Consider the following 18743-nt stretch of genomic DNA (forward strand, 5'->3'; position numbering starts at 1 on the left):
CTATGTATTAAAGGTTATTAAAAAGATAATCGAAATCGGCAGTTAGCTCTGATTCATGAGCTAGTAATATCCAGTAGGAAAGAGAAGCTTCGATATGATTATTTTCAGCTTGTTCTAATAAATTGCGGATTTGTAATAATTCACTCAGCGTGATCAATCCACTCTTATATCGGGCGAGATACATGAGATAAGCATCTTGAGCTTGTTTAACAGCAATTTGGGATTTCTGGATTTGTTTATATTGCCAGATGCTTTTTGTTTGAGATGCCGATAGGTCAGCTAGCATGGCTTGCTGATATTGTATTTGTAACAGCTTAGTGCTTTCAGCTTCTTTAAATAAGCCTTCTCCTCTAAATCGATTTGTATATAGGCTCGTTATATTCCAGGTTAATCCTATTCCAACCAACAGATTGTTGGTGCTATTTTTAAATCCATCTTGCCATGCATTTGAAGTTTTTCCACTGGTATTAACCCCTGTTCCACGATATGCATAACCACCTAATAATTTCAACGATGGCATGGATGCTTTTTTTTGTGCTTCTCCGCTATGGGCGTAATATTGTGCTTGCTTGTCTAATGTAACTAATGCCGGATGTGTATTTGATATGCCTTGATCAGCATGTAGATGATATTTTTCCTTCGGATTAGAAAAGCGATGAATAGAAGATCTGTAATTCAGATCTTCTCTGCCATATAATTCTTGCAGTTTGATGTAAGAGGAATGCTTATTACCCATCCAATGGTCATACTCACCTATAGCCTGCATATAAGAAGAGGACGCTAAGAGACTGTCAGCTGCAGGTTTAAGACCGGATAAGGCTAGACTTGAACTGATCTTGCGGATATCGTTTAAGCGTTCTGTGTTTTTCTCTGATAAATCTAATTTTGCGTTATGATAAAGCAATGTGATATAGCGTTCCGATAGTACTTTTTTGAGGTTAAGAATGTATGACTTTTGCTCACTGACTTTTTTCTGAAATAACATCTGTGCTGCTTCATTTTCGTTTTTAATTCTACCGAAGGTGAACAATTCCAATTCTATAGTAGCAGATGCGAAATTATTTGCGGCCAATCGGCTATCTTCTAATGCAGTTGAATTACCACTAACATTAAAAAAACCGGGTTGTGGAAAAAAAGCTCCTGCATTACCTTCATATGTCCCGAAAGTACTTTGTAGTTGTGTTTTTAGTTGTGGAAGACTATTGGTCTTTATAGCCTTAGCTTTTAACTGGGCAGCATGTGCTATACTTTTTTTAACCCCTATTCCGGGATAATTTTCTTCCACTTGCTTCCATAAATTGCCGAGTGTATTATCGATTTGTTGCTGTCCGTATATTGGTGATAAGGACGCAATGGCAAACCATACATATGTAGTTGCCACCATGTGTTTCATCATAGTGATTATAATTATTATGAGACCGTTGGTATATCAACGGTATATCTTGAATAAAATAGAAGTTTTGCCTATTAAAAAGTGATGATCAATAGGAGTACAGATAGGTAAAAAGGAATATTATATTTGGAGATTACGAACTCGAATAAAAATGGGTATGGAACTTGATATCTTCAAGTTTACATAATGTGGATGTACTTGCAGGCTGCGAAGAGTAATGCTAAACAGCAGCATAAATGCAACGGTAAATAAAACTGTTGGTGCATAATCACTCGCCTGGAAAGAAATAGTTTGTGATATCTGTGTATTTGTGATTTCAGCACTGGTACAATTATACGTATTGCTACCCGAAAATAGATTTCCGTTTTTTATCGGGGCTTGAGCTGTACTGCTTTGGATATCAGCCCAACTTTTGATACTACTTTTTACTGCACAGGAGGTAGAAAGCACAAAAAAAATCGTGGCAACGATAAATAAGATGCGATGAATTTTTTTTGTTATATCTAGTCTACAGTAGTTCATATCTTCGTAAATCTAGGGCTTTTTATATGAGTCAGCAAATATTGCCTATTGTTTTTTGTTTTCTAACAGGTTTGTTGCTTAAGCCATAACTTTTATAGGAAGAATTTTAGTCTGTTTTATGAACGAATACCATTATTAATTAGTGATGATATGAAGTACGACTCATATTACGAGTTTTATATGCTGAGTTTTTTTAGCATCTCTTGATGATGTTTATTCTCAAAGTATGGAAAAGGCTTCATCTCTGGTCTTTACAAAGTTTATTTGTTTTCCTTTGTTGCTTTCAAAAATAAAACCGCTCATACTTCTAGAATTGTATTTTGAAAAATCACCAATAAAAATAAGTTGTATACGATAATTTGAAAATTTTTGTAATACATCTCCTGCAAATTTATTCTGCAGATCAAAAAAATCTGGAATTAAATTCTTTTCATAGACGATTACTTTAGATATATCCTGATAGTAAAGATTACCTATTAATTCTAGGGCATCTTCTAAATTTTTCATAATTGTATTTTCTGAAGTTACTTCTGCAACTTTATTACCAGTGACATGATGGATATTAATATTCATAATTTATGTTGTATGTGGCATAGTCTACAGTTCTTCTATAATGGAATGCCCACTAGATAAATCTCCTGATGTCCATTGCCATTCTTCATATAGCCTTATTTTTCCATTTGATAAGATTTTAGGCTTAGATTTACAAATACCTGTCATTAATTTCCCTTCTGTATTTACTTGATGATACCGCATATCTATCTCTCCAAGCTCATTCACTATTCCGATCAATTGACCACTAATAATTTTGCCTCCCGTGTAGTGAGCCATTAAAATATTGTCCATTTGTTTATAATGAAATACCGTTTCAGATGATGTTTCTCCATTTTCACTATTGGCTATCGCAGAAAAGGATTTATTATGATAATTGATCATACTTTTTGTGTTATATCTTCATAATGTAGTACTTGAGGGAAAGGATCATAATAATCATGCAGCAATGTTTTCCACTTTAAGTATTGCGGAGATTTACGGAACCCGACTTCATGGGCTTCAATAGAATTCCATTCCACTAAAAGAAGGTATTGATTCTCTATTTCAATACATTTTTTCAAAGAATGGGCTAAATATCCTTCAATAGATGATATGTATTGGCTCGCCTCGAGAAAATCATTCTCAAATGCTTTTTGCTTACCTTTTTTTACATTTAATATGGCTAATTCTATTATCATGGGAATATTTTTGGTATAACTTCAAAATACAATAGCTCATCTTAGCTAATTCAAAATTGCACAAAAGTTCAGGTTCATCATCTCCTGCTCATAGCTGCAATTTAAGAAATAATCTTAAAAAATCATTCACGCTATTATACTCCTTGAATTCTATCCTTAATTGAGGATGCTTTAGCCTGTAATTATTCGTCTGTGCAATAACTGAGTCGAACCAGACGAGGTCTATTTCCATATCATTTTATGGTATCTATATTTTTCTTTTGAACCTTATTGGTGCCTGCTTTTACCTGTCTTTGAAGATTACTAGCTGTTGTAAAGTCATTGCATAGACTGTGCAATGATACCAGAGTTAAAAGCTAGTTACTAGCTGGTAGGCTATAGGTTGGATACGATATTGAATTAATGGGTTTATTTAAATCAATTGTTGTTTGTAAATCTTTTTCTGCTTTTAAGTTTTAATTGATTAAATTGTTTTTACAGTTATCGATTGGTTCTATTTGAAAATAATAAATCTTAAAAAATGATCATATCCGAATTATACCCAAATTTTCTGCTCTTAATCTGCAATTACTGTCTATATTTTGGAATCAAAGAATCAAAAATAAAAAGATATTGTAAAAAAACTCATCTAAAGATGAAGGTTTGTGTGGAGAGCAAGGGATTATTTCTTGATCTCATTAAGAGTTAAGCTTCATGATAAGATAAAGCCATTTGCTTTGCTTAGTTCTTTTATTTTATGTTTTTTCGTTTGAGGGCTCGCACAAAAGTCTATAAACAATAAAAGCCCAAGTTACTTTGGGCTTTTATTGTTTTTGGCGGAGAGCGAGGGATTCGAACCCCCGGACCTATGACAGTCAACAGTTTTCAAGACTGCCGCATTCGACCACTCTGCCAGCTCTCCGCGACAAAAGTACGAATTTTAACATTGCTACCAAATTTATTTTGAAAATATAATCACTTTAGTGGGAGATAAAAGGGGATTTTATTGGTATTAAGGGTTTTAATTTTAATTATTGTATGATTTTAGATGGGAGTTAAAGATGTGTTCAATAAGAAACATGAAATTTTAATGTTCAAAAAAGAATGATGATCATGGAGTAAAGTATACTTTGTCTTATTTTCGTTTATAGGTTAAAAAAACAAATTTTGAGATCATATGTTATAAATTAAAAGTTTATTCGTATGAAATCATTTAAAGTTGCACTCGTTGTTGGTAGTTTAAGAAAAGAATCATTTAACAAAAAAATTGCTAGGGCTATTCGTGAGTTAAATGTTGAAGGTATGCATTTTGAAAATATTGAAATCGGAGATCTACCTTTATATAATGAAGATTTGGAAAAAGATGTACCCCAGTCATGGCAATATTTTAGGGATGTGCTACCATCTTATGATGCTGTATTGTTTATTACTCCTGAATATAATAGGTCAGTTCCGGCTGTACTTAAAAATGCATTGGATGTGGGATCAAGACCTTACGGTAAAAGTGTATGGGCTGGAAAACCAGCTGCTATTATCAGCTGTACAGCGGGGGGATTAGGTGCTTTTGGAGCTAATCATCATCTTCGTCAATCTTTAGTTTTTTTAGATATGCCTACTTTACAGCAACCAGAAGCCTATCTAAGTCATGCAGCCAATTTATTTGATGAATCAGGTACATTAAAAGATACATCTACTCGAGACTTTCTAAATTCTTTCCTTATTAAATTTGAATCGTGGATTGAAAAGAATATAGAAGAGAAAAAAGTGTAAAGCAAAAAATCCTCTTTACTTTTGTAAAGAGGATTTTAAGTACGCCCATCAGGATTCGAACCTGAGACCGTCGGTTTAGAAAACCGATGCTCTATCCAGCTGAGCTATGAGCGCGTTTCCCTTTCGGTGATGCAAAAGTACTTAAATGATCTATATTTCCAAAACTTAAGTGCTTTTTTTTTAATCAAAAACATTAAGTACTTGCTTTTCAAGCTGATTAATTTTGGAGTATATGAACTAAAAAATGTGGATTGCTGTGATCTGAGCTGATTTTAATGGAGTTGATAGTTACAAAGTATATCTTTTTCATTAAAACTTGATAATTTCAACGGATATGACAGATGTTACAGTATATCATCTTAATAATTTTGTTTTGATTTTGAGAAAAAATTATTCCTCACTAATTTTTATTAGCTATTCAGTAGACTTATTCACAATCCATATCTGGAACACTTATATGTTCGAATGCGGTAATGGTTAGCCATTTGGTGTAATTTGTATCAACTGGTTTATCACTTGAATAGATGTTATCACCATAATCAATCCGCATGATATCCTCTGGGAGCTTTACTTTATCCTTTGGTAATTGGAATAGTTCTTCCAATTTATTCTTTGCAATACTATCTTTAAAGGTGACGACTATCTCTTGTAAACTGCCGTTTTCAAAACTAAGACCGATATCCTTAATTAATGGGGAAATTTTAGATGTCAATGCCGATGGAAATTGTATGCCCTCATAATAGGCATCGGTTAATACACATGGGTCACCTTTATTAATATAGTTGTTATGGTCGCAATTAAATATGGAATCTCGATAATCAAAATGTTTTTCGATGATGCAGCCTATTTCTGCTGGATTTTTTCCTGCCCAAGATAATATGGGATAAACATAGTGTCCATCAAAAGGTGATTTTATTACAGACGCTATTGTACTTCCAGTATAGTTGTTACAGGCACTACTTAGGATTAAAAAAGAAAAAAATAGGATGCTGGATATTCGTAGCATTTAAGTTTTTTTTATGAAAAAATATTAAACTTTGAAGTTACAAAAAAATATTACCGTGAGTAGAATAGTATGTATAAATAATCAATTTGTTACTGAAGCGGGGTAAGTATAAAAAAATAGCTTTAACATGCATGTTAAAGCTATTGATGTGGTGCCAGCTGGATTCGAACCAGCGACACAAGGATTTTCAGTCCTTTGCTCTACCGACTGAGCTATGGCACCTTCCAAGTTTTTATTTTGAATCTGTTACTTTCAGATTTGGTGGTGCCAGCTGGATTCGAACCAGCGACACAAGGATTTTCAGTCCTTTGCTCTACCGACTGAGCTATGGCACCTTCCAAGTTTTTATTTTGAATCTGTTACTTTCAGATTTGGTGGTGCCAGCTGGATTCGAACCAGCGACACAAGGATTTTCAGTCCTTTGCTCTACCGACTGAGCTATGGCACCTTCCAAGTTTTTATTTTTGAATCTGTTACTTTCAGATTTGGTGGTGCCAGCTGGATTCGAACCAGCGACACAAGGATTTTCAGTCCTTTGCTCTACCAACTGAGCTATGGCACCTTCTTCTTGCATTCACGTTTAACTTTGAATGCGATGCAAATATACCCCGATAATTCGAATTCTAAAATTTTTCACCCATTTATTTCATGTATTTTTTTGAAAGACTTGATTTAGATACAGATAAAATTTACAAGAAATTAACACGTTAAAATTTGAAATAGCCTATCTTTGCATTTCAATAAAACAAAATGAGTAAAAGAGGAAGAGTATTAGTTGCTATGAGTGGGGGTGTTGACAGTTCGGTAGCGGCTGTCATGCTTCATGAACAAGGATATGAAGTCATAGGGATCACGATGAAGACTTGGGACTACGCAGCTTCTGGTGGTTCGTCTAAGGAAACTGGATGTTGTAGCTTGGATAGTATCAACGATGCACGTTCATTGGCGGTCAATTATGGTTTTCCACATTATATATTGGATATTAGAGATGAGTTTGGCGATTTTGTTATTGATAACTTTGTAGAGGAATATATTGCCGGCCGTACGCCAAATCCTTGTGTATTGTGTAATACCCATATCAAGTGGGAGGCGTTAATGAAGCGTGCTAATAAATTGGACTGTGAGTTTATTGCTACGGGACACTATGCCAATATTCGCCTTCACGATAATAACCGTTATGTGATTTCGAAAGGTAAAGATGAAAATAAAGATCAGTCATATGTACTTTGGGGAGTGGCACAAGAGAACTTGGCACGAACTCAATTTCCATTAGGATCATTTACGAAAAAGGAAATACGCCAAATGGCTTTGGATATGGGACAGGTTGAGCTCGCTAATAAAGCGGAAAGCTATGAAATCTGTTTTGTACCAGATAATGACTACCGTGCTTTTTTGAGACATAAAGTACCAACATTAGATCAACAAATTGGTCAAGGTAACTTTATATTGACAGATGGTACAGTAGTAGGTCAGCATATCGGTTATCCTTACTTTACTATTGGGCAGCGTAAAGGTTTGGGAATTGCATTGGGTAAACCCATGTTTGTAGTCGAAATACTTCCAGAAAGTAATACGGTGGTTTTAGGTGAAGAGCACGAATTGGAAAAATCATTCGCTTATGTGCGCAATGTCAATTTGGTGAAATATGCTTCATTGGATCAACCGATGGAAGCGATCTCGAAAGTACGCTATAAAGATGCTGGAGCTTTATCAACCATCTCGCAAGAAGGAGAGATGGTTAAGATTGACTTTGTCCATAATGTAAAAGGAATTGCTCCTGGACAATCTGCTGTTTTTTATGAAGGCAATGATTTGATCGGTGGTGGATTCTTAATGAAATAGAAAAGTATAAATTAAAATAAAGAAAGGTCTTAAATTTAGTTTTAAGACCTTTTTTCGTTGATATTGCTCTCTGCTATTTGTAAGACTCGATGATTTGATTTATTTTCCATTCTTGATTCTCATTACATAAGGTAATACATTCAACTTTTGTAAATGTATCGTATTTCATCTCTATTCTCGCTATGACACAGTTGTCATTCTTTTCAACAATGCTATAGTTCGTTTTACAATTTTGAATAAGTCCTTTGTTTGATTTTAGGTAGGCGACTAGATCTGCTTTATTATATGTTTTTGTTTTTGCATTTGAGGATTGCGTCCACTTAAAATCTTTGGAAAATAAATGTTGGATACCTTCGGTATTACCTTCAGTTGTGATCTGGATGTAGTGATCAATGACAGTTATGGCATTTGTGTTTTTATTTTTTTTATCCTTTGCAAAACTATTCGTTGTCAAAGCTACAAGAGCTCCTATTAGTGCAAATACGATAAAGATCGAGTTAAATGAATTTTTCATGGTTTTTAGTTTTAGATTTTTGATTAAAGTTTTTCTATTTGTTAAATCAAAAGTAGATACGTCAACTAAAAGTATGAATGGCAATCAGGTAAATGATCTGGTAAACTCGGTAAAAGGGGGGAAGGTCTCGGTAAATCGAAACTACAATTGAAAAAGGCTCGGTAAATATTTTTTGGGTATAAAACAGTTCTTTTTGATGGAAAAAGAACTGTTTTATTATAGGCTGAAGTGGACTAATATTTCATCCACTTCATAATTTCTTTATAATTTGCTTTTTTACCATAAATCAGAATACCAACTCGGTATATTTTGGCTGCTAACCAAGTTACAAGCAAGAAAGTAAAAATCAAAATGATCAATGACACAGCAATCTGCCAAGTCGGAACTCCAAATGGTATACGTACTAACATAGCAATAGGGGAGGTAAAGGGTATGAAGCTTAACCAAGTTGCTATAGGACCATTGGGATCGTTAATAATGACACCAAAAGATAACACATAAGTTAGCAATAATGGCATGGTGATGGGCATAGTGAATTGATTGGCTTCTGTCTCACTATCTACAGCCGAACCGACTGCTGCAAAGATAGCGCTGTAAAGTAAATAGCCTGCTAGGAAGAATAGGAAGAAACAAATAATGATCTCTGTGACATTAACTGACTCAAGATGTTGCAAGATGCCAAAACCAAATCCAGAGTTTGGTGTTTGCTGCATAGCCGGCATACCACCTTGCTGCATTGCAGCCTGTTCTACAGTTTCTTTATTCAGAAGATTAGTAGCTAAAAAGATTAATCCACCTGTCAGTATAATCCAAAGTAGGAATTGCGTAAGTCCGACCATACCAATACCGATGATTTTGCCCATCATTAACTGAAAAGGTTTGACTGATGAGATAATGACTTCGATGATACGGTTGCTTTTTTCTTCAATGACACCTCGCATCACTTGAACACCATAAAGAAATAGCGAAAGGTAAACTAGTATTGCTAGCCCTACACCGATACCCATAGCAATACCTGTGTTACTATTTTTCTCTTCGCCATCTTCAGTCAGTTCTTTGGCATTGACGTTTATATGTGGTTGTACAGAGACTAATACCTGAGGGTCAATACCCAGCTTCTTGTATTCTGTTAGTCGAATGATGCCTTCGAGCTGACGAGCGATGGAATTTTGGATTGTTATATTTGCTTTATCAGCAGAAATGAGCTCAATAGCAGAGTTTTGGTAGATATTCTTTGGAATAACCAGTATCGAGCTGTTTTGTTCATCGTCTTTGATTTGTATTTTCAAATCTCTTAGGGGGCGGTTACTTACAGTGAACGTAATGTTGGGGTCGCTTTTCAATTGCGGAGCAAAGTCACCGTGTTGATCCAGAATGTAAATATGAGCATGGGCATCTTTGAAACTTTTCTTTGTCAAATAAAATATTCCACCATATAAAGCGATGAAAAATAGGGGAACCAGAAATGTCATCAATAGGAATGATTTCTTTTTAACGCGGGAGAAGTATTCGCGTTGGATGATGAGTAATATTTTATGCATGATCGATTTCTTTTTTAGAATTATTGGATAGGGTAACCTGCTCGATGAAAATGTCATTAATAGATGGAACGATTTCTAATACTTGATGGATCTCGGCTAATGGTAGTAGACTTTGTAATACTTGATTTATACTAATGTCTTGGTTTAACTTGATCGTTATATTTGTTTTGTTTTCAATTTGTTCTAAGTTTTTTAATTGATATAGATTTTCTATACGAATCGATTTTTCATCTGTTAAGGAATGTAATTCGATTTTATAGGTCTGATTTTTATATTTGTTTTTAATGTCCTTAATATTGCCATCTAGTATTTTCTGCGAGCGGTTTATCAATGCAATATGATCGCAAAGTTCTTCAACAGATTCCATACGATGGGTCGAAAAGATGATTGTAGCCCCTTTTTTGTTCAATTCGATGATTTCATCTTTGATTAGGTTAGCATTGACTGGGTCAAATCCAGAGAACGGCTCGTCTAAGATAATAAGATCAGGTTCATGAAGTACAGTAGCGATAAATTGTACTTTTTGTTGCATGCCTTTACTGAGATCTTCTACTCGTTTATCCCACCATGACAAAATGTCAAGTTTTTCAAACCAGTAATTAATTCGATTATTTGCTTCTTTCTTATTCAGGCCTTTTAACTGCGCTAAGTAAAGCATTTGTTCACCTATTTTCATCTTCTTATAAAGCCCTCTTTCCTCAGGAAGATAACCTATACGTTCAATATGTTTAGGTGCTAATGGTTCACCATCGAAAATAATTTCTCCAGAATCTGGACCTGTTATTTGATTGATGATTCTGATCAATGATGTTTTTCCTGCGCCATTCGGACCTAATAGTCCAAATATTTTTCCTCTTGGAATACTGAGAGATACATGATCCAAGGCTCTATGACTCGCATAGTCTTTTACGACATTTTTGATTTCTAAAAGCATGTTTTATTTTGGTTAATTCTTATGTACTATATGTTCTGTAACGGCTGTGTAGTGAACTCTTGTTGTTTTGATAATTGATGATCATCATTCTATTTCTTGATGATTTATACCAGTGAGCTAATCAGTTACATTTGCTTAACATGAGTATTTTAAAGTTAGTAAACAGTCTTCATGAAATGTTACAATTTTATTTACTTTATTGTTTAGATAAAATTGCATGGCATCGGAGTTGAATTTGTCAGAAGGATAGTTTTATGCTACCTTTGCAAGATGCAAATTAAAAAAGCCGAATTCATCTGTAGTAATACACGAGTTGATAAATTGCCGGAAGGCAAACTACCAGAGTATGCTTTTATTGGTCGTTCCAATGTAGGTAAATCATCGTTAATCAATGCTATGGTTGGTAAGAAAGGTTTAGCTAAAACATCGCAAAAACCCGGTAAGACTCAACTCATAAATCATTTTATCATCAATGATGATTGGTTTCTAGTGGATTTGCCTGGTTATGGTTTTGCTAAGACTTCAAAAACTAATCGGGAAGCTTGGGAGAAATTTATTCGCCGTTATTTGACCCATCGCGATAATTTGCAATGTATTTTTGTTTTGATCGATAGCCGCCATGAACCACAAAAAATAGATCTTGAATTTTGCTATTGGTTAGGTGAGAAGGGTTTACCTTTTATGCTCGTATTTACCAAGGCGGATAAACAGTCCCATGTGAAATCTGATGTGAATATGTCAAAATTTAGAAAAGCATTGTCGGAATGGTTTGAAGAGATCCCGAAATGTTTCCTAACTTCTGCAGAGGTAAAATCAGGGTGTGATGCTATATTGGATACCATCGCTGATATCAATACGCGATTTGTTTTGCCTGAGGTGACTTCAGATGTTGATCAAGAGGGATATGATGATGGGGATGAGGATAAATACGGTGACGTTGATCTTGATAGATATCGTCATGCTGATGAAGAGGAATAGTTTATGAAGAAATATCTATCCCTTGTATTATTTGCGCATAGTATTTTTGCATTGCCATTTGCCATTATTGGTTTTTTCTTAGCAATCCATACAACCCATCATACTTTTGATTGGAAGCTGTTGGTGCTTATGCTTATTTGTATGGTAACAGCAAGGAATGCAGCCATGGCATTTAATCGTTACTTAGATAGGGATATTGATGCAATTAATCCTAGAACAGCCATGCGGGATATTCCGGCAGGTAGAATTTCTGCACCTGGTGCACTACTATTTACCATAATGAACTGCTTGATTTTTGTAATTGCGACCTATTTTATCAATAGCTTATGCTTCATGTTATCACCAATTGCTTTATTTGTTGTGCTGTTTTACTCTTACACAAAGCGTATTACTGCATTGTGTCATTTGGTACTTGGGCTAGGGTTAGGTTTAGCTCCTGTAGGTGCTTACTTAGTCGTTACAGGACAATTTCATATTGTACCTGTACTTTATGGACTGGCGGTATTGTGTTGGGTAAGTGGATTTGATATTATTTATGCCTTACAAGATGAGGAATTTGACCGTCAAAATAAGTTGAACTCTATACCTGTATTATTAGGTACTAAAGGGGCTTTAAGGTTCTCCGAAATCTTACACATATGTTCATTTATATTCGTCCTACTGCCTATATTATATATGGAAGTGGGATGGTTTTATTATATAGGTGTTGTCTTTTACGGATCTTTACTGATCTATCAGCATCGAATTGTGAGTCCTACTGATTTGAGGCGCGTAGATCGTGCTTTTATGACAACAAATGGTATCGCATCGGTGATATTTGCTGTTTTCTATTTGCTCGATATTGTTCTATATTGATATGATGTAGCGTTTAGTTATATAGGTTACTTAAAGCCAGATTAATTTTGATTAGTCTGGCTTTTTTGTATTTTCTGAAATGTTTTTTGCATCATCCTGAATAAAAATTTATATTTTCAGAACTTGAAATATGAATTAAACGCTACTTATTAGCAAAACCATAAATTATGACAGAAAATTATTTTGAAAATTTTGTAAAATTAGCATCTGACCTTGTGTGGAGTGATGTTTTTATTTATTTATGCTTATTGACAGGTTTGTATTTCTCCATACGTACTGGATTTCTTCAACTAACATATATCAAAGATATGTTGCGGTTGTTGTTCCAAAAAAAACAAACTGATGAAGGCATTTCTTCTTTTCAAGCCTTTGCATTGGCTATTTCAGGTCGTGTGGGTACCGGAAATATTATCGGAGTAGCCACAGCTATCTATATGGGTGGCCCAGGTGCTATCTTTTGGATGTGGGCCATTGCATTTTTAGGTGCTGCATCAGCATTTGTCGAATCTACCTTAGCGCAGGTATATAAACAACAGGTTGGTGGTGAATTTAAAGGAGGTCCGGCTTATTATATCGAAAAATGTCTCGGTGTAAAATGGTATGCGGTTTTATTTGCCATTATAACAATTGCAAGTACTGGTTTTTTACTACCTGGTGTGCAAAGTAATGCTATTGCATCTTCGATGCACAATGCCTTTGAGATACCTGTGACTTATACAGGCATAGGAGTAGTAGTTTTACTTGCTGTTATTATTTTCGGTGGCGTACAGCGAATAGGACGTGTGGCTGAACTCGTTGTACCCTTTATGGCAGGAGCTTATATCTTGATGGCTTTAGTGATTATTGCTCTAAATTATACCCAGATATTTGATGTTTTTGGTTTGATATTTAGCTCTGCTTTTAGTTTGAATGCCACCTTTGGAGGTATTATAGGTATGGCTATCGCGTGGGGAGTAAAGAGAGGTATCTATTCCAATGAAGCTGGACAGGGGACTGCACCACATGCTGCTGCAGCAGCAGAGGTGAGCCATCCGGCGCAACAGGGATTAGTACAAGCATTTTCCGTATACGTCGATACTTTATTTGTTTGTACAGCTACAGGGCTGATGATTTTATTTACCAATCAGTATAATGTGGGACAATTTGATGGTGCTGGCCAACTGATCGGGTTCATTTCAGAACATGTTCCTGGGGTAAATTATACTGCTTTTACACAAGCAGCAGTATCGCATCATTTTCCATTGATAGGTAATGGCTTTGTCGCAATAGCATTATTCTTTTTTGCATTTACTACCGTAATGGCCTATTATTATTACGCAGAAACTAACTTGTCATATATATATTCAAATAAGGTAAATCAGACGATTACTTGGGTTTTACGACTGGTATTTTTAGCTTCGGTGTATTATGGATCTATAAAAACTGCGGAAGTTGCTTGGGCAATTGGCGATATTGGTGTTGGTCTAATGGCATATGTCAATTTGATTGCTATTTTATTGATGAGCAAAACAGCATTAAAGGTTTGGAAAGATTATAAAATGAAACGCAATAGAGGCGAGTTGAATCCAAAATTTAGTGCGAAGGAATTGGGAATTAAAAATGCAGATTTTTGGGATCAAGAAAAATTATAGAAGAGATCTATCATAACATCAAATATTAAGAATTAATGCTTCTGATAAGGAGTCAGTCTCTACAGGCCGCTTTCCTTACCGCTATAAATTAAGAAAAGCTCTCAAGTCAATCTTGAGAGCTTTCTTATTAATTTAAAGTGCCAAATTGACGATCAGCCATATCTTTTTCATAATGTGCCATGAGCGCATTACGATGATTTAATACTTTTGATTTTGCAAAGTACTCTTCATTGTCCGCGTAAATAAATAATAGCGTTCCATCTTTAATGGTGTTAATAATGGGTTTGCTTAATTCTCTTGGTAGGGCAGGGCAGCCATAGCTGCGTCCTAATCGACCCAATGCACTGACGATGCCTGTATTGACATAATCTGCTCCATGAACCACTACAGCTCTTGATTTGGCCTTATCATTGAATCCCTCTTCTAATCCATTTAGTACTAAAGAATATCCATTTTCACCTTGATAAGTATTCTCTGTTACATAAAAACCAAGTGAGCTTTGGTATGATTCGGGAGTATTTGAAAAAGAAGTAGCATAATTGCTACCGCTATTCTTACCATGGGAAACAAGGGAATGAAAAAGGACCTTTTCGTTTTTAATATCTAATACAATAAGTCTTTTTTCGGTTGATGCCAATGTAAAATCAATTATCGATAATATATCTTTGTTTTTAGCCGGTAGTAATTGATAACCTTCCATTGCTTCTTTGAATGCTTTATAGTTCACTACATCCTTCAGATTCATGCTTTGGTAGAGTGAATCTACCTTTGTTAGTTCTTTTGTAATTTCAATTTGTTTTTTATGAATTTCTGGCGCTACTGCATTTTTTGATTCTGAGAATACTGCCGCATATAAACCCATAAATAAAATGAACACTAATTTCTCCATATCTTATCCTTAATTGTTTTTCAAATACAAATCTAAGAACTAAAGATAGTTAAAAAGTGTAAAAAATTGTTAATCAGTTTATTAATTATTGTTAATCAATAACTATCACCAATGTTTGAAAGTCTTTTGACCTTTTATAAACAAATTGTGCATGTGATGACGCATTTCTGACACACATATGTGATCGAGGAATAGTACCTAAAGTGGAACTATATTCTGTTATTTTTCCATTAGGATTATTAACAGGAACCCCGTGTATGTAAGCTCCGGCCGTAAAACGGCTTGCATATGGCGCATATCCTTCTATGCGTTTTGTACCATCTTTAAAATAAAACATTTTGGATTTATGCTCTTGAAGTACGAAGATACCTGTAGGTGTTTCTTGTGCATGGGGAGGCTTGTGACGGCCCGTTGTAGCGGGATTCATGCTGCGGACTACCCATCCTTTTTCTGTTTTATCTAGTGTACAAATATTTTGGTTTGTAACATCTACGATCGCTACTTTGTCAAATCTGACCGAATCTCCGATTGTTTTAACATATTTTTTTGGCACTTCCCATGTTCCATCAAATGATACACCCTCAACTTTTATACGTTTTAAGGTATCACTACTTTGTAGCTTGACTAGCCATCCATCTTTACCATATATAGCAGGTAATTTTGTTTCTCCTATACGGTATAATGGACTTGCTTGATAGCGCTCAGTTCCTAAAGAATCGGCAACGCGCTTGTAAGAATCTCTTTTGAAATTGGGAATTGTTGGTGCCTCACCATTCGAGTTTTGATAATTTTGCAAAACTCCATAAATCGACTGTCCATCTTGAAAATTTTCAATAAAGGCTAATTTTTCTTTTATTTTATCCCATTGAAATTGCCTTACAGTATCCTTATAAGGATAAGTATCTTCCAACGTATACTTTGTATATTGTAATTCTTTGGTGATTTGGATGTCTTTTGCGTTCTTTGGTTTAGCTTTTGCTATTTCTTCTGCCTTCTTTTTCGCCGCCGCCAATGAATCTGCAGTCATATTTTTTTTGTTTTTTTGATCACTATTTTCAGGTTGGCCATGTTGACAAGAAATAAATAGTAAACTAATAAAAACAGTGTATTGCAATTTTTTTTTGACAGACAAATACTTCATAAAATAGGACTCATTAAAATGATGATCTTTCAGAAAACTTTTAATTCTTAACGATGAAATTTTCCTGAATTATTTCTTTACCAAACATAGTGCCGAGATTTAGCATTTATAAGGTATTTTGTTATAGAACATCACAAAAATAGAGCATGAGAGGTTGTTTGAACTAATTTTATTGTAATCAGGATAAAACATTTATATCATGATGACGTTCTATCAATAATTTCCATTATTTTTAGATTAACTATTTTTTTTAGGTATATGAATTCAAATTTGCGCTATTTAATATTACTCTTATTTATTTCTTCTTGTGGTATTATGCATAATGTACCGCTCTCACAGAAGCCTAATTCTTTCGTTAAACCTAATATTTCAAATTCATTTGTGGATCAGAATGGAAATTTTTATCCTGATAATTGGCGAAAAACTTATGGAAATCCTCCACAGAATGGAAAAAGAGAAGCATATTCGTTGATGAAAATAGCGACAGACCGAGGAATTGTAGATGAACTGAATGGATTTGAAGTTAAAAAACTGAAAGAACTTAAGGAGCATGTGAAATCAAAGAAACGTATTTTTATTTTTGTTCATGGATTTAATGCAACCAATCAAGAAGTAAATGAGAGTTATGGTTATATCCAAAAATTAATTAAGATTAATGCTAAGGAAGACGAGATCATACGTTTTTATTGGGATGGGCTATCCATTACGAATCCCTTTGCAGGAGTCAAAGTTTGGTTTACAGCGACATCTTTTAGTCAGATGGCGGGTGAGTTTGGTTTACGAAGGGTGTTAAATGCGATATCAAATAAAGACGTTTACATTATTTCACATAGTCGTGGCGCTTCTGTAGTACTTAGTGCACTTAGTAAGCCTTCTTTTAATGAGAAATTTGTTAAAGAAATTAAGGAAGTGCATAAGGTTGATGTAGAAAAAGCGAGCAGTTTATTAGAAAATCAAAATCGTATAACTTGCATTATGTTAGCGCCAGCGATTGGGTTGATTGATTTTAAATCAAATGAAATGGGCAATGATTCTTTTTGTTCATTTAGTCCTCAAATCAAAAAAATACATATTACTACAAATAATACTGATAAGATGCTCAAGAAATTTTTTGGATTTCTTGCTGATAAATTAACGCCAACAGATTTAGGGTATAAAGATGATGTCTACAACGAATTGATCAAACATTATTCTTGCATTGATAAAACTGATTTTTCAGGAATGGAAAGCCACGCTTTTAACCAGTATATTCGTAACCCTAAATTTAAAACCATGTTAAAAGCAAATGGAATTGCATTAAAATAGGCAAACTAACTGTTTTTGTTGTTTTCTCTCTTATTATAAGTAAGATAAATTCTTTTTACTTCTAATTGTTCTGATCTCCCTTTTTTAATCATCATATGTCGATGTTTATCCGTCATTAACTTACTGTTTCGAATTTTATTTTTTAAGATATTAAGATGGGCAATAGCGCCAAATCGCGGTTTGTTTAAACCTAAAAGTTGACATGAATAATTGCCTAAAAGATAGTAGTTGTAATAAAGGTGAATTTCACGCATCATTTTACGGCCTAATGCTGATGTGGGGTAATAGGCTGCTAGTGGTTCCTGCTGTAGTGCATTTGCTAGCAGTTTGGAATCTGCATCGCCTTCTTTTTGTGTCATTGTCCAATAATAAAGTGCTTGGATCGCTTCCTGCTCTGTGTCAGGCAATAATTCAAGAGAAATTCCTAATAAGTATCCAATATATTTCCAAAGGTGAAGTACAGCAGTGATCTCTTCAGGAAGAATTTGAAAATGCATATGTTGTAGACCTACCATAAAAACTAAAGAAAAGCCTAGGTTTGTAGCCAACATATCCCACTGGTTGAGTGGAATACCCCAGTCATCTTTCTTCCAATCCGTCTTACTCAAAATATTAATTCGAGAATAGGAATGGATCATTCTAGTTTCAATGATTTTTAGAAAACCGATCTGATCTTTTTTTAAGGATTGGTTTTGCATGATATCAACCCAGAATTCAACTGTATCAGCAAGTCTTTTGACTGCTCCTTTTTTTAATGCACCTGTATAAATTAATGGCTTATTGATGGCAGCGGATTCATAGCCGCCCATAAGGCAATAATCGCGCAAAACAATTAATCCATTTAAACCTGATCGTTGGCTAATTCCTATACCCTTCTCTAATAAGTCCCAATTGAGCCATGACGGTGAAGTATCTATTTGTTTAAAAAAGCTATCTAGTGCATATTTAAATGGTGGCAGTACACTTTTATGATCTATTAAATAATCTTTTATAAGTTGTTGACCTTTTACAAATCCAACTTGCTGATGCAGCTGCTTCACCAATTTATCGGCAGACTCATCGTATGCGTACAGATAAGGAATAAGTTTTTTCGCATCATCTAAGTTGGGTGTATGATCTAATTTTTTTAATAGTTTTACTCCAGCTCCTTTTGTCCAATAATGTTGAAAAGAGGAGGTATTGATTTTGTACCGATTTGGTATTTCCATTTT

18 protein-coding genes and 6 tRNA genes are annotated in these 18743 nt (G+C 34.6%); 6 read left to right on the forward strand and 18 right to left on the reverse strand.

What is annotated here, in order from left to right; all coding sequences use genetic code 11:
* Positions 1-7 precede the first annotated feature (7 nt).
* The 6 genes from C8N37_RS03215 to C8N37_RS03240 all read right to left on the reverse strand — a co-directional run bounded on the left by C8N37_RS03215 (position 8) and on the right by C8N37_RS03240 (position 4048).
* Positions 8-1396: a TolC family protein gene (locus C8N37_RS03215; RefSeq protein WP_108157518.1), complete on the reverse strand. Its 1389-nt coding sequence runs from the start codon at positions 1394-1396 to the stop codon at positions 8-10.
* A 117-nt stretch (positions 1397-1513) separates the two neighbouring features.
* Positions 1514-1915, reverse strand: coding sequence for a hypothetical protein (locus C8N37_RS03220; RefSeq protein ID WP_108157519.1), 402 nt, complete (start codon positions 1913-1915; stop codon positions 1514-1516).
* A 219-nt stretch (positions 1916-2134) separates the two neighbouring features.
* Positions 2135-2488 (reverse strand): DUF4180 domain-containing protein, encoded by a 354-nt coding sequence (locus tag C8N37_RS03225; RefSeq protein ID WP_108157520.1) that lies wholly within the window; start codon positions 2486-2488, stop codon positions 2135-2137.
* A 24-nt stretch (positions 2489-2512) separates the two neighbouring features.
* Complete coding sequence (locus C8N37_RS03230) at positions 2513-2851, reverse strand: n-acetylglutamate synthase (protein WP_108157521.1); 339 nt, start codon at positions 2849-2851, stop codon at positions 2513-2515.
* Positions 2848-3147, reverse strand: coding sequence for an antibiotic biosynthesis monooxygenase family protein (locus C8N37_RS03235; protein WP_108157522.1), 300 nt, complete (start codon positions 3145-3147; stop codon positions 2848-2850). The genes C8N37_RS03230 and C8N37_RS03235 overlap by 4 nt, the downstream gene beginning before the upstream one ends.
* A gap of 813 nt (positions 3148-3960) precedes the next feature.
* Positions 3961-4048 (reverse strand) — tRNA-Ser (locus C8N37_RS03240).
* Between the two features lie 281 nt (positions 4049-4329).
* Here C8N37_RS03240 and C8N37_RS03245 point away from each other — a divergent pair.
* Positions 4330-4896, forward strand: a complete 567-nt coding sequence (locus C8N37_RS03245) for an NADPH-dependent FMN reductase (protein WP_108157523.1) — start codon at positions 4330-4332, stop codon at positions 4894-4896.
* Between the two features lie 40 nt (positions 4897-4936).
* Here the strand turns inward: C8N37_RS03245 and C8N37_RS03250 are convergent.
* The 6 genes from C8N37_RS03250 to C8N37_RS03275 form a co-directional block, all read right to left on the reverse strand.
* Positions 4937-5010 (reverse strand) — tRNA-Arg (locus C8N37_RS03250).
* 313 nt (positions 5011-5323) lie between these two features.
* Positions 5324-5902 (reverse strand): hypothetical protein, encoded by a 579-nt coding sequence (locus C8N37_RS03255; RefSeq protein ID WP_108157524.1) that lies wholly within the window; start codon positions 5900-5902, stop codon positions 5324-5326.
* Positions 5903-6051: 149 nt separating this feature from the next.
* Positions 6052-6124: transfer RNA gene (locus C8N37_RS03260), tRNA-Phe, on the reverse strand.
* A gap of 37 nt (positions 6125-6161) precedes the next feature.
* Positions 6162-6237 (reverse strand) — tRNA-Phe (locus tag C8N37_RS03265).
* Between the two features lie 37 nt (positions 6238-6274).
* A tRNA-Phe gene (locus C8N37_RS03270) sits at positions 6275-6350 on the reverse strand.
* Positions 6351-6388: 38 nt separating this feature from the next.
* Positions 6389-6464 (reverse strand) — tRNA-Phe (locus C8N37_RS03275).
* Positions 6465-6652: 188 nt separating this feature from the next.
* Between C8N37_RS03275 and mnmA the strand changes: the two genes are divergently transcribed.
* Complete coding sequence (mnmA, locus tag C8N37_RS03280) at positions 6653-7744, forward strand: tRNA 2-thiouridine(34) synthase MnmA (protein WP_108157525.1); 1092 nt, start codon at positions 6653-6655, stop codon at positions 7742-7744.
* Between the two features lie 73 nt (positions 7745-7817).
* Here mnmA and C8N37_RS03285 read toward each other — a convergent pair whose 3' ends face one another.
* From C8N37_RS03285 to C8N37_RS03295, 3 genes are all read right to left on the reverse strand, one after another.
* The gene (locus tag C8N37_RS03285; RefSeq protein WP_108157526.1) at positions 7818-8258 is read right to left on the reverse strand and encodes a nuclear transport factor 2 family protein; all 441 of its coding nucleotides are present in this window, start codon (positions 8256-8258) and stop codon (positions 7818-7820) included.
* A gap of 233 nt (positions 8259-8491) precedes the next feature.
* Entirely contained in the window at positions 8492-9799 is a 1308-nt protein-coding gene (locus C8N37_RS03290) for an ABC transporter permease (RefSeq protein ID WP_108157527.1), read from the reverse strand.
* Positions 9792-10733, reverse strand: coding sequence for an ABC transporter ATP-binding protein (locus C8N37_RS03295; protein ID WP_108157528.1), 942 nt, complete (start codon positions 10731-10733; stop codon positions 9792-9794). The genes C8N37_RS03290 and C8N37_RS03295 overlap by 8 nt, the downstream gene beginning before the upstream one ends.
* A gap of 270 nt (positions 10734-11003) precedes the next feature.
* Between C8N37_RS03295 and yihA the strand changes: the two genes are divergently transcribed.
* The 3 genes from yihA to C8N37_RS03310 all read left to right on the forward strand — a co-directional run bounded on the left by yihA (position 11004) and on the right by C8N37_RS03310 (position 14197).
* The gene (yihA, locus tag C8N37_RS03300; protein ID WP_108157529.1) at positions 11004-11711 is read left to right on the forward strand and encodes a ribosome biogenesis GTP-binding protein YihA/YsxC; all 708 of its coding nucleotides are present in this window, start codon (positions 11004-11006) and stop codon (positions 11709-11711) included.
* Between the two features lie 3 nt (positions 11712-11714).
* Positions 11715-12566 carry a UbiA-like polyprenyltransferase gene (locus C8N37_RS03305; protein WP_108157530.1) on the forward strand — a complete coding sequence of 284 codons (852 nt, stop codon included), beginning with the start codon at positions 11715-11717 and terminating at the stop codon, positions 12564-12566.
* Between the two features lie 167 nt (positions 12567-12733).
* A complete protein-coding gene (locus C8N37_RS03310; RefSeq protein WP_108157531.1) occupies positions 12734-14197 on the forward strand; it encodes an alanine/glycine:cation symporter family protein in 1464 nt (487 codons plus the stop codon).
* 127 nt (positions 14198-14324) lie between these two features.
* On the opposite strand, the gene C8N37_RS03315 is transcribed toward C8N37_RS03310, so the two are convergent.
* Together C8N37_RS03315 and C8N37_RS03320 are read right to left on the reverse strand one after the other, a co-directional pair.
* A complete protein-coding gene (locus tag C8N37_RS03315; protein WP_108157532.1) occupies positions 14325-15086 on the reverse strand; it encodes a murein L,D-transpeptidase catalytic domain family protein in 762 nt (253 codons plus the stop codon).
* Positions 15087-15177: 91 nt separating this feature from the next.
* Entirely contained in the window at positions 15178-16113 is a 936-nt protein-coding gene (locus C8N37_RS03320) for a L,D-transpeptidase (RefSeq protein ID WP_244914326.1), read from the reverse strand.
* 372 nt (positions 16114-16485) lie between these two features.
* Between C8N37_RS03320 and C8N37_RS03325 the strand changes: the two genes are divergently transcribed.
* On the forward strand, positions 16486-17532 hold the full coding sequence (locus C8N37_RS03325) for an alpha/beta hydrolase (RefSeq protein ID WP_108157534.1): 1047 nt from the start codon (positions 16486-16488) through the stop codon (positions 17530-17532).
* A gap of 5 nt (positions 17533-17537) precedes the next feature.
* On the opposite strand, the gene C8N37_RS03330 is transcribed toward C8N37_RS03325, so the two are convergent.
* A complete protein-coding gene (locus C8N37_RS03330; RefSeq protein ID WP_108157535.1) occupies positions 17538-18740 on the reverse strand; it encodes an oxygenase MpaB family protein in 1203 nt (400 codons plus the stop codon).
* Between the last annotated feature and the right edge of the window lie 3 nt (positions 18741-18743).

The sequence above is a fragment of the Sphingobacterium faecium genome (genome assembly GCF_003054045.1).
Taxonomy (GTDB): Bacteria; Bacteroidota; Bacteroidia; order Sphingobacteriales; family Sphingobacteriaceae; genus Sphingobacterium; species Sphingobacterium faecium.

Coding starts and splice junctions, on each gene's coding strand:
- yihA (WP_108157529.1), top strand. CDS start 11,004: ATGCAAATTAAAAAAGCCGAATTCATCTGTAGTAATACACGAGTTGAT.
- C8N37_RS03325 (WP_108157534.1), top strand. CDS start 16,486: ATGAATTCAAATTTGCGCTATTTAATATTACTCTTATTTATTTCTTCT.
- C8N37_RS03230 (WP_108157521.1), bottom strand. CDS start 2,851: ATGATCAATTATCATAATAAATCCTTTTCTGCGATAGCCAATAGTGAA.
- C8N37_RS03320 (WP_244914326.1), bottom strand. CDS start 16,113: ATGACTGCAGATTCATTGGCGGCGGCGAAAAAGAAGGCAGAAGAAATA.
- C8N37_RS03285 (WP_108157526.1), bottom strand. CDS start 8,258: ATGAAAAATTCATTTAACTCGATCTTTATCGTATTTGCACTAATAGGA.
- C8N37_RS03225 (WP_108157520.1), bottom strand. CDS start 2,488: ATGAATATTAATATCCATCATGTCACTGGTAATAAAGTTGCAGAAGTA.
- C8N37_RS03330 (WP_108157535.1), bottom strand. CDS start 18,740: ATGGAAATACCAAATCGGTACAAAATCAATACCTCCTCTTTTCAACAT.
- C8N37_RS03255 (WP_108157524.1), bottom strand. CDS start 5,902: ATGCTACGAATATCCAGCATCCTATTTTTTTCTTTTTTAATCCTAAGT.
- C8N37_RS03215 (WP_108157518.1), bottom strand. CDS start 1,396: ATGATGAAACACATGGTGGCAACTACATATGTATGGTTTGCCATTGCG.
- C8N37_RS03310 (WP_108157531.1), top strand. CDS start 12,734: ATGACAGAAAATTATTTTGAAAATTTTGTAAAATTAGCATCTGACCTT.
- C8N37_RS03305 (WP_108157530.1), top strand. CDS start 11,715: ATGAAGAAATATCTATCCCTTGTATTATTTGCGCATAGTATTTTTGCA.
- C8N37_RS03220 (WP_108157519.1), bottom strand. CDS start 1,915: ATGAACTACTGTAGACTAGATATAACAAAAAAAATTCATCGCATCTTA.
- C8N37_RS03295 (WP_108157528.1), bottom strand. CDS start 10,733: ATGCTTTTAGAAATCAAAAATGTCGTAAAAGACTATGCGAGTCATAGA.
- mnmA (WP_108157525.1), top strand. CDS start 6,653: ATGAGTAAAAGAGGAAGAGTATTAGTTGCTATGAGTGGGGGTGTTGAC.
- C8N37_RS03235 (WP_108157522.1), bottom strand. CDS start 3,147: ATGATAATAGAATTAGCCATATTAAATGTAAAAAAAGGTAAGCAAAAA.
- C8N37_RS03245 (WP_108157523.1), top strand. CDS start 4,330: ATGAAATCATTTAAAGTTGCACTCGTTGTTGGTAGTTTAAGAAAAGAA.
- C8N37_RS03290 (WP_108157527.1), bottom strand. CDS start 9,799: ATGCATAAAATATTACTCATCATCCAACGCGAATACTTCTCCCGCGTT.
- C8N37_RS03315 (WP_108157532.1), bottom strand. CDS start 15,086: ATGGAGAAATTAGTGTTCATTTTATTTATGGGTTTATATGCGGCAGTA.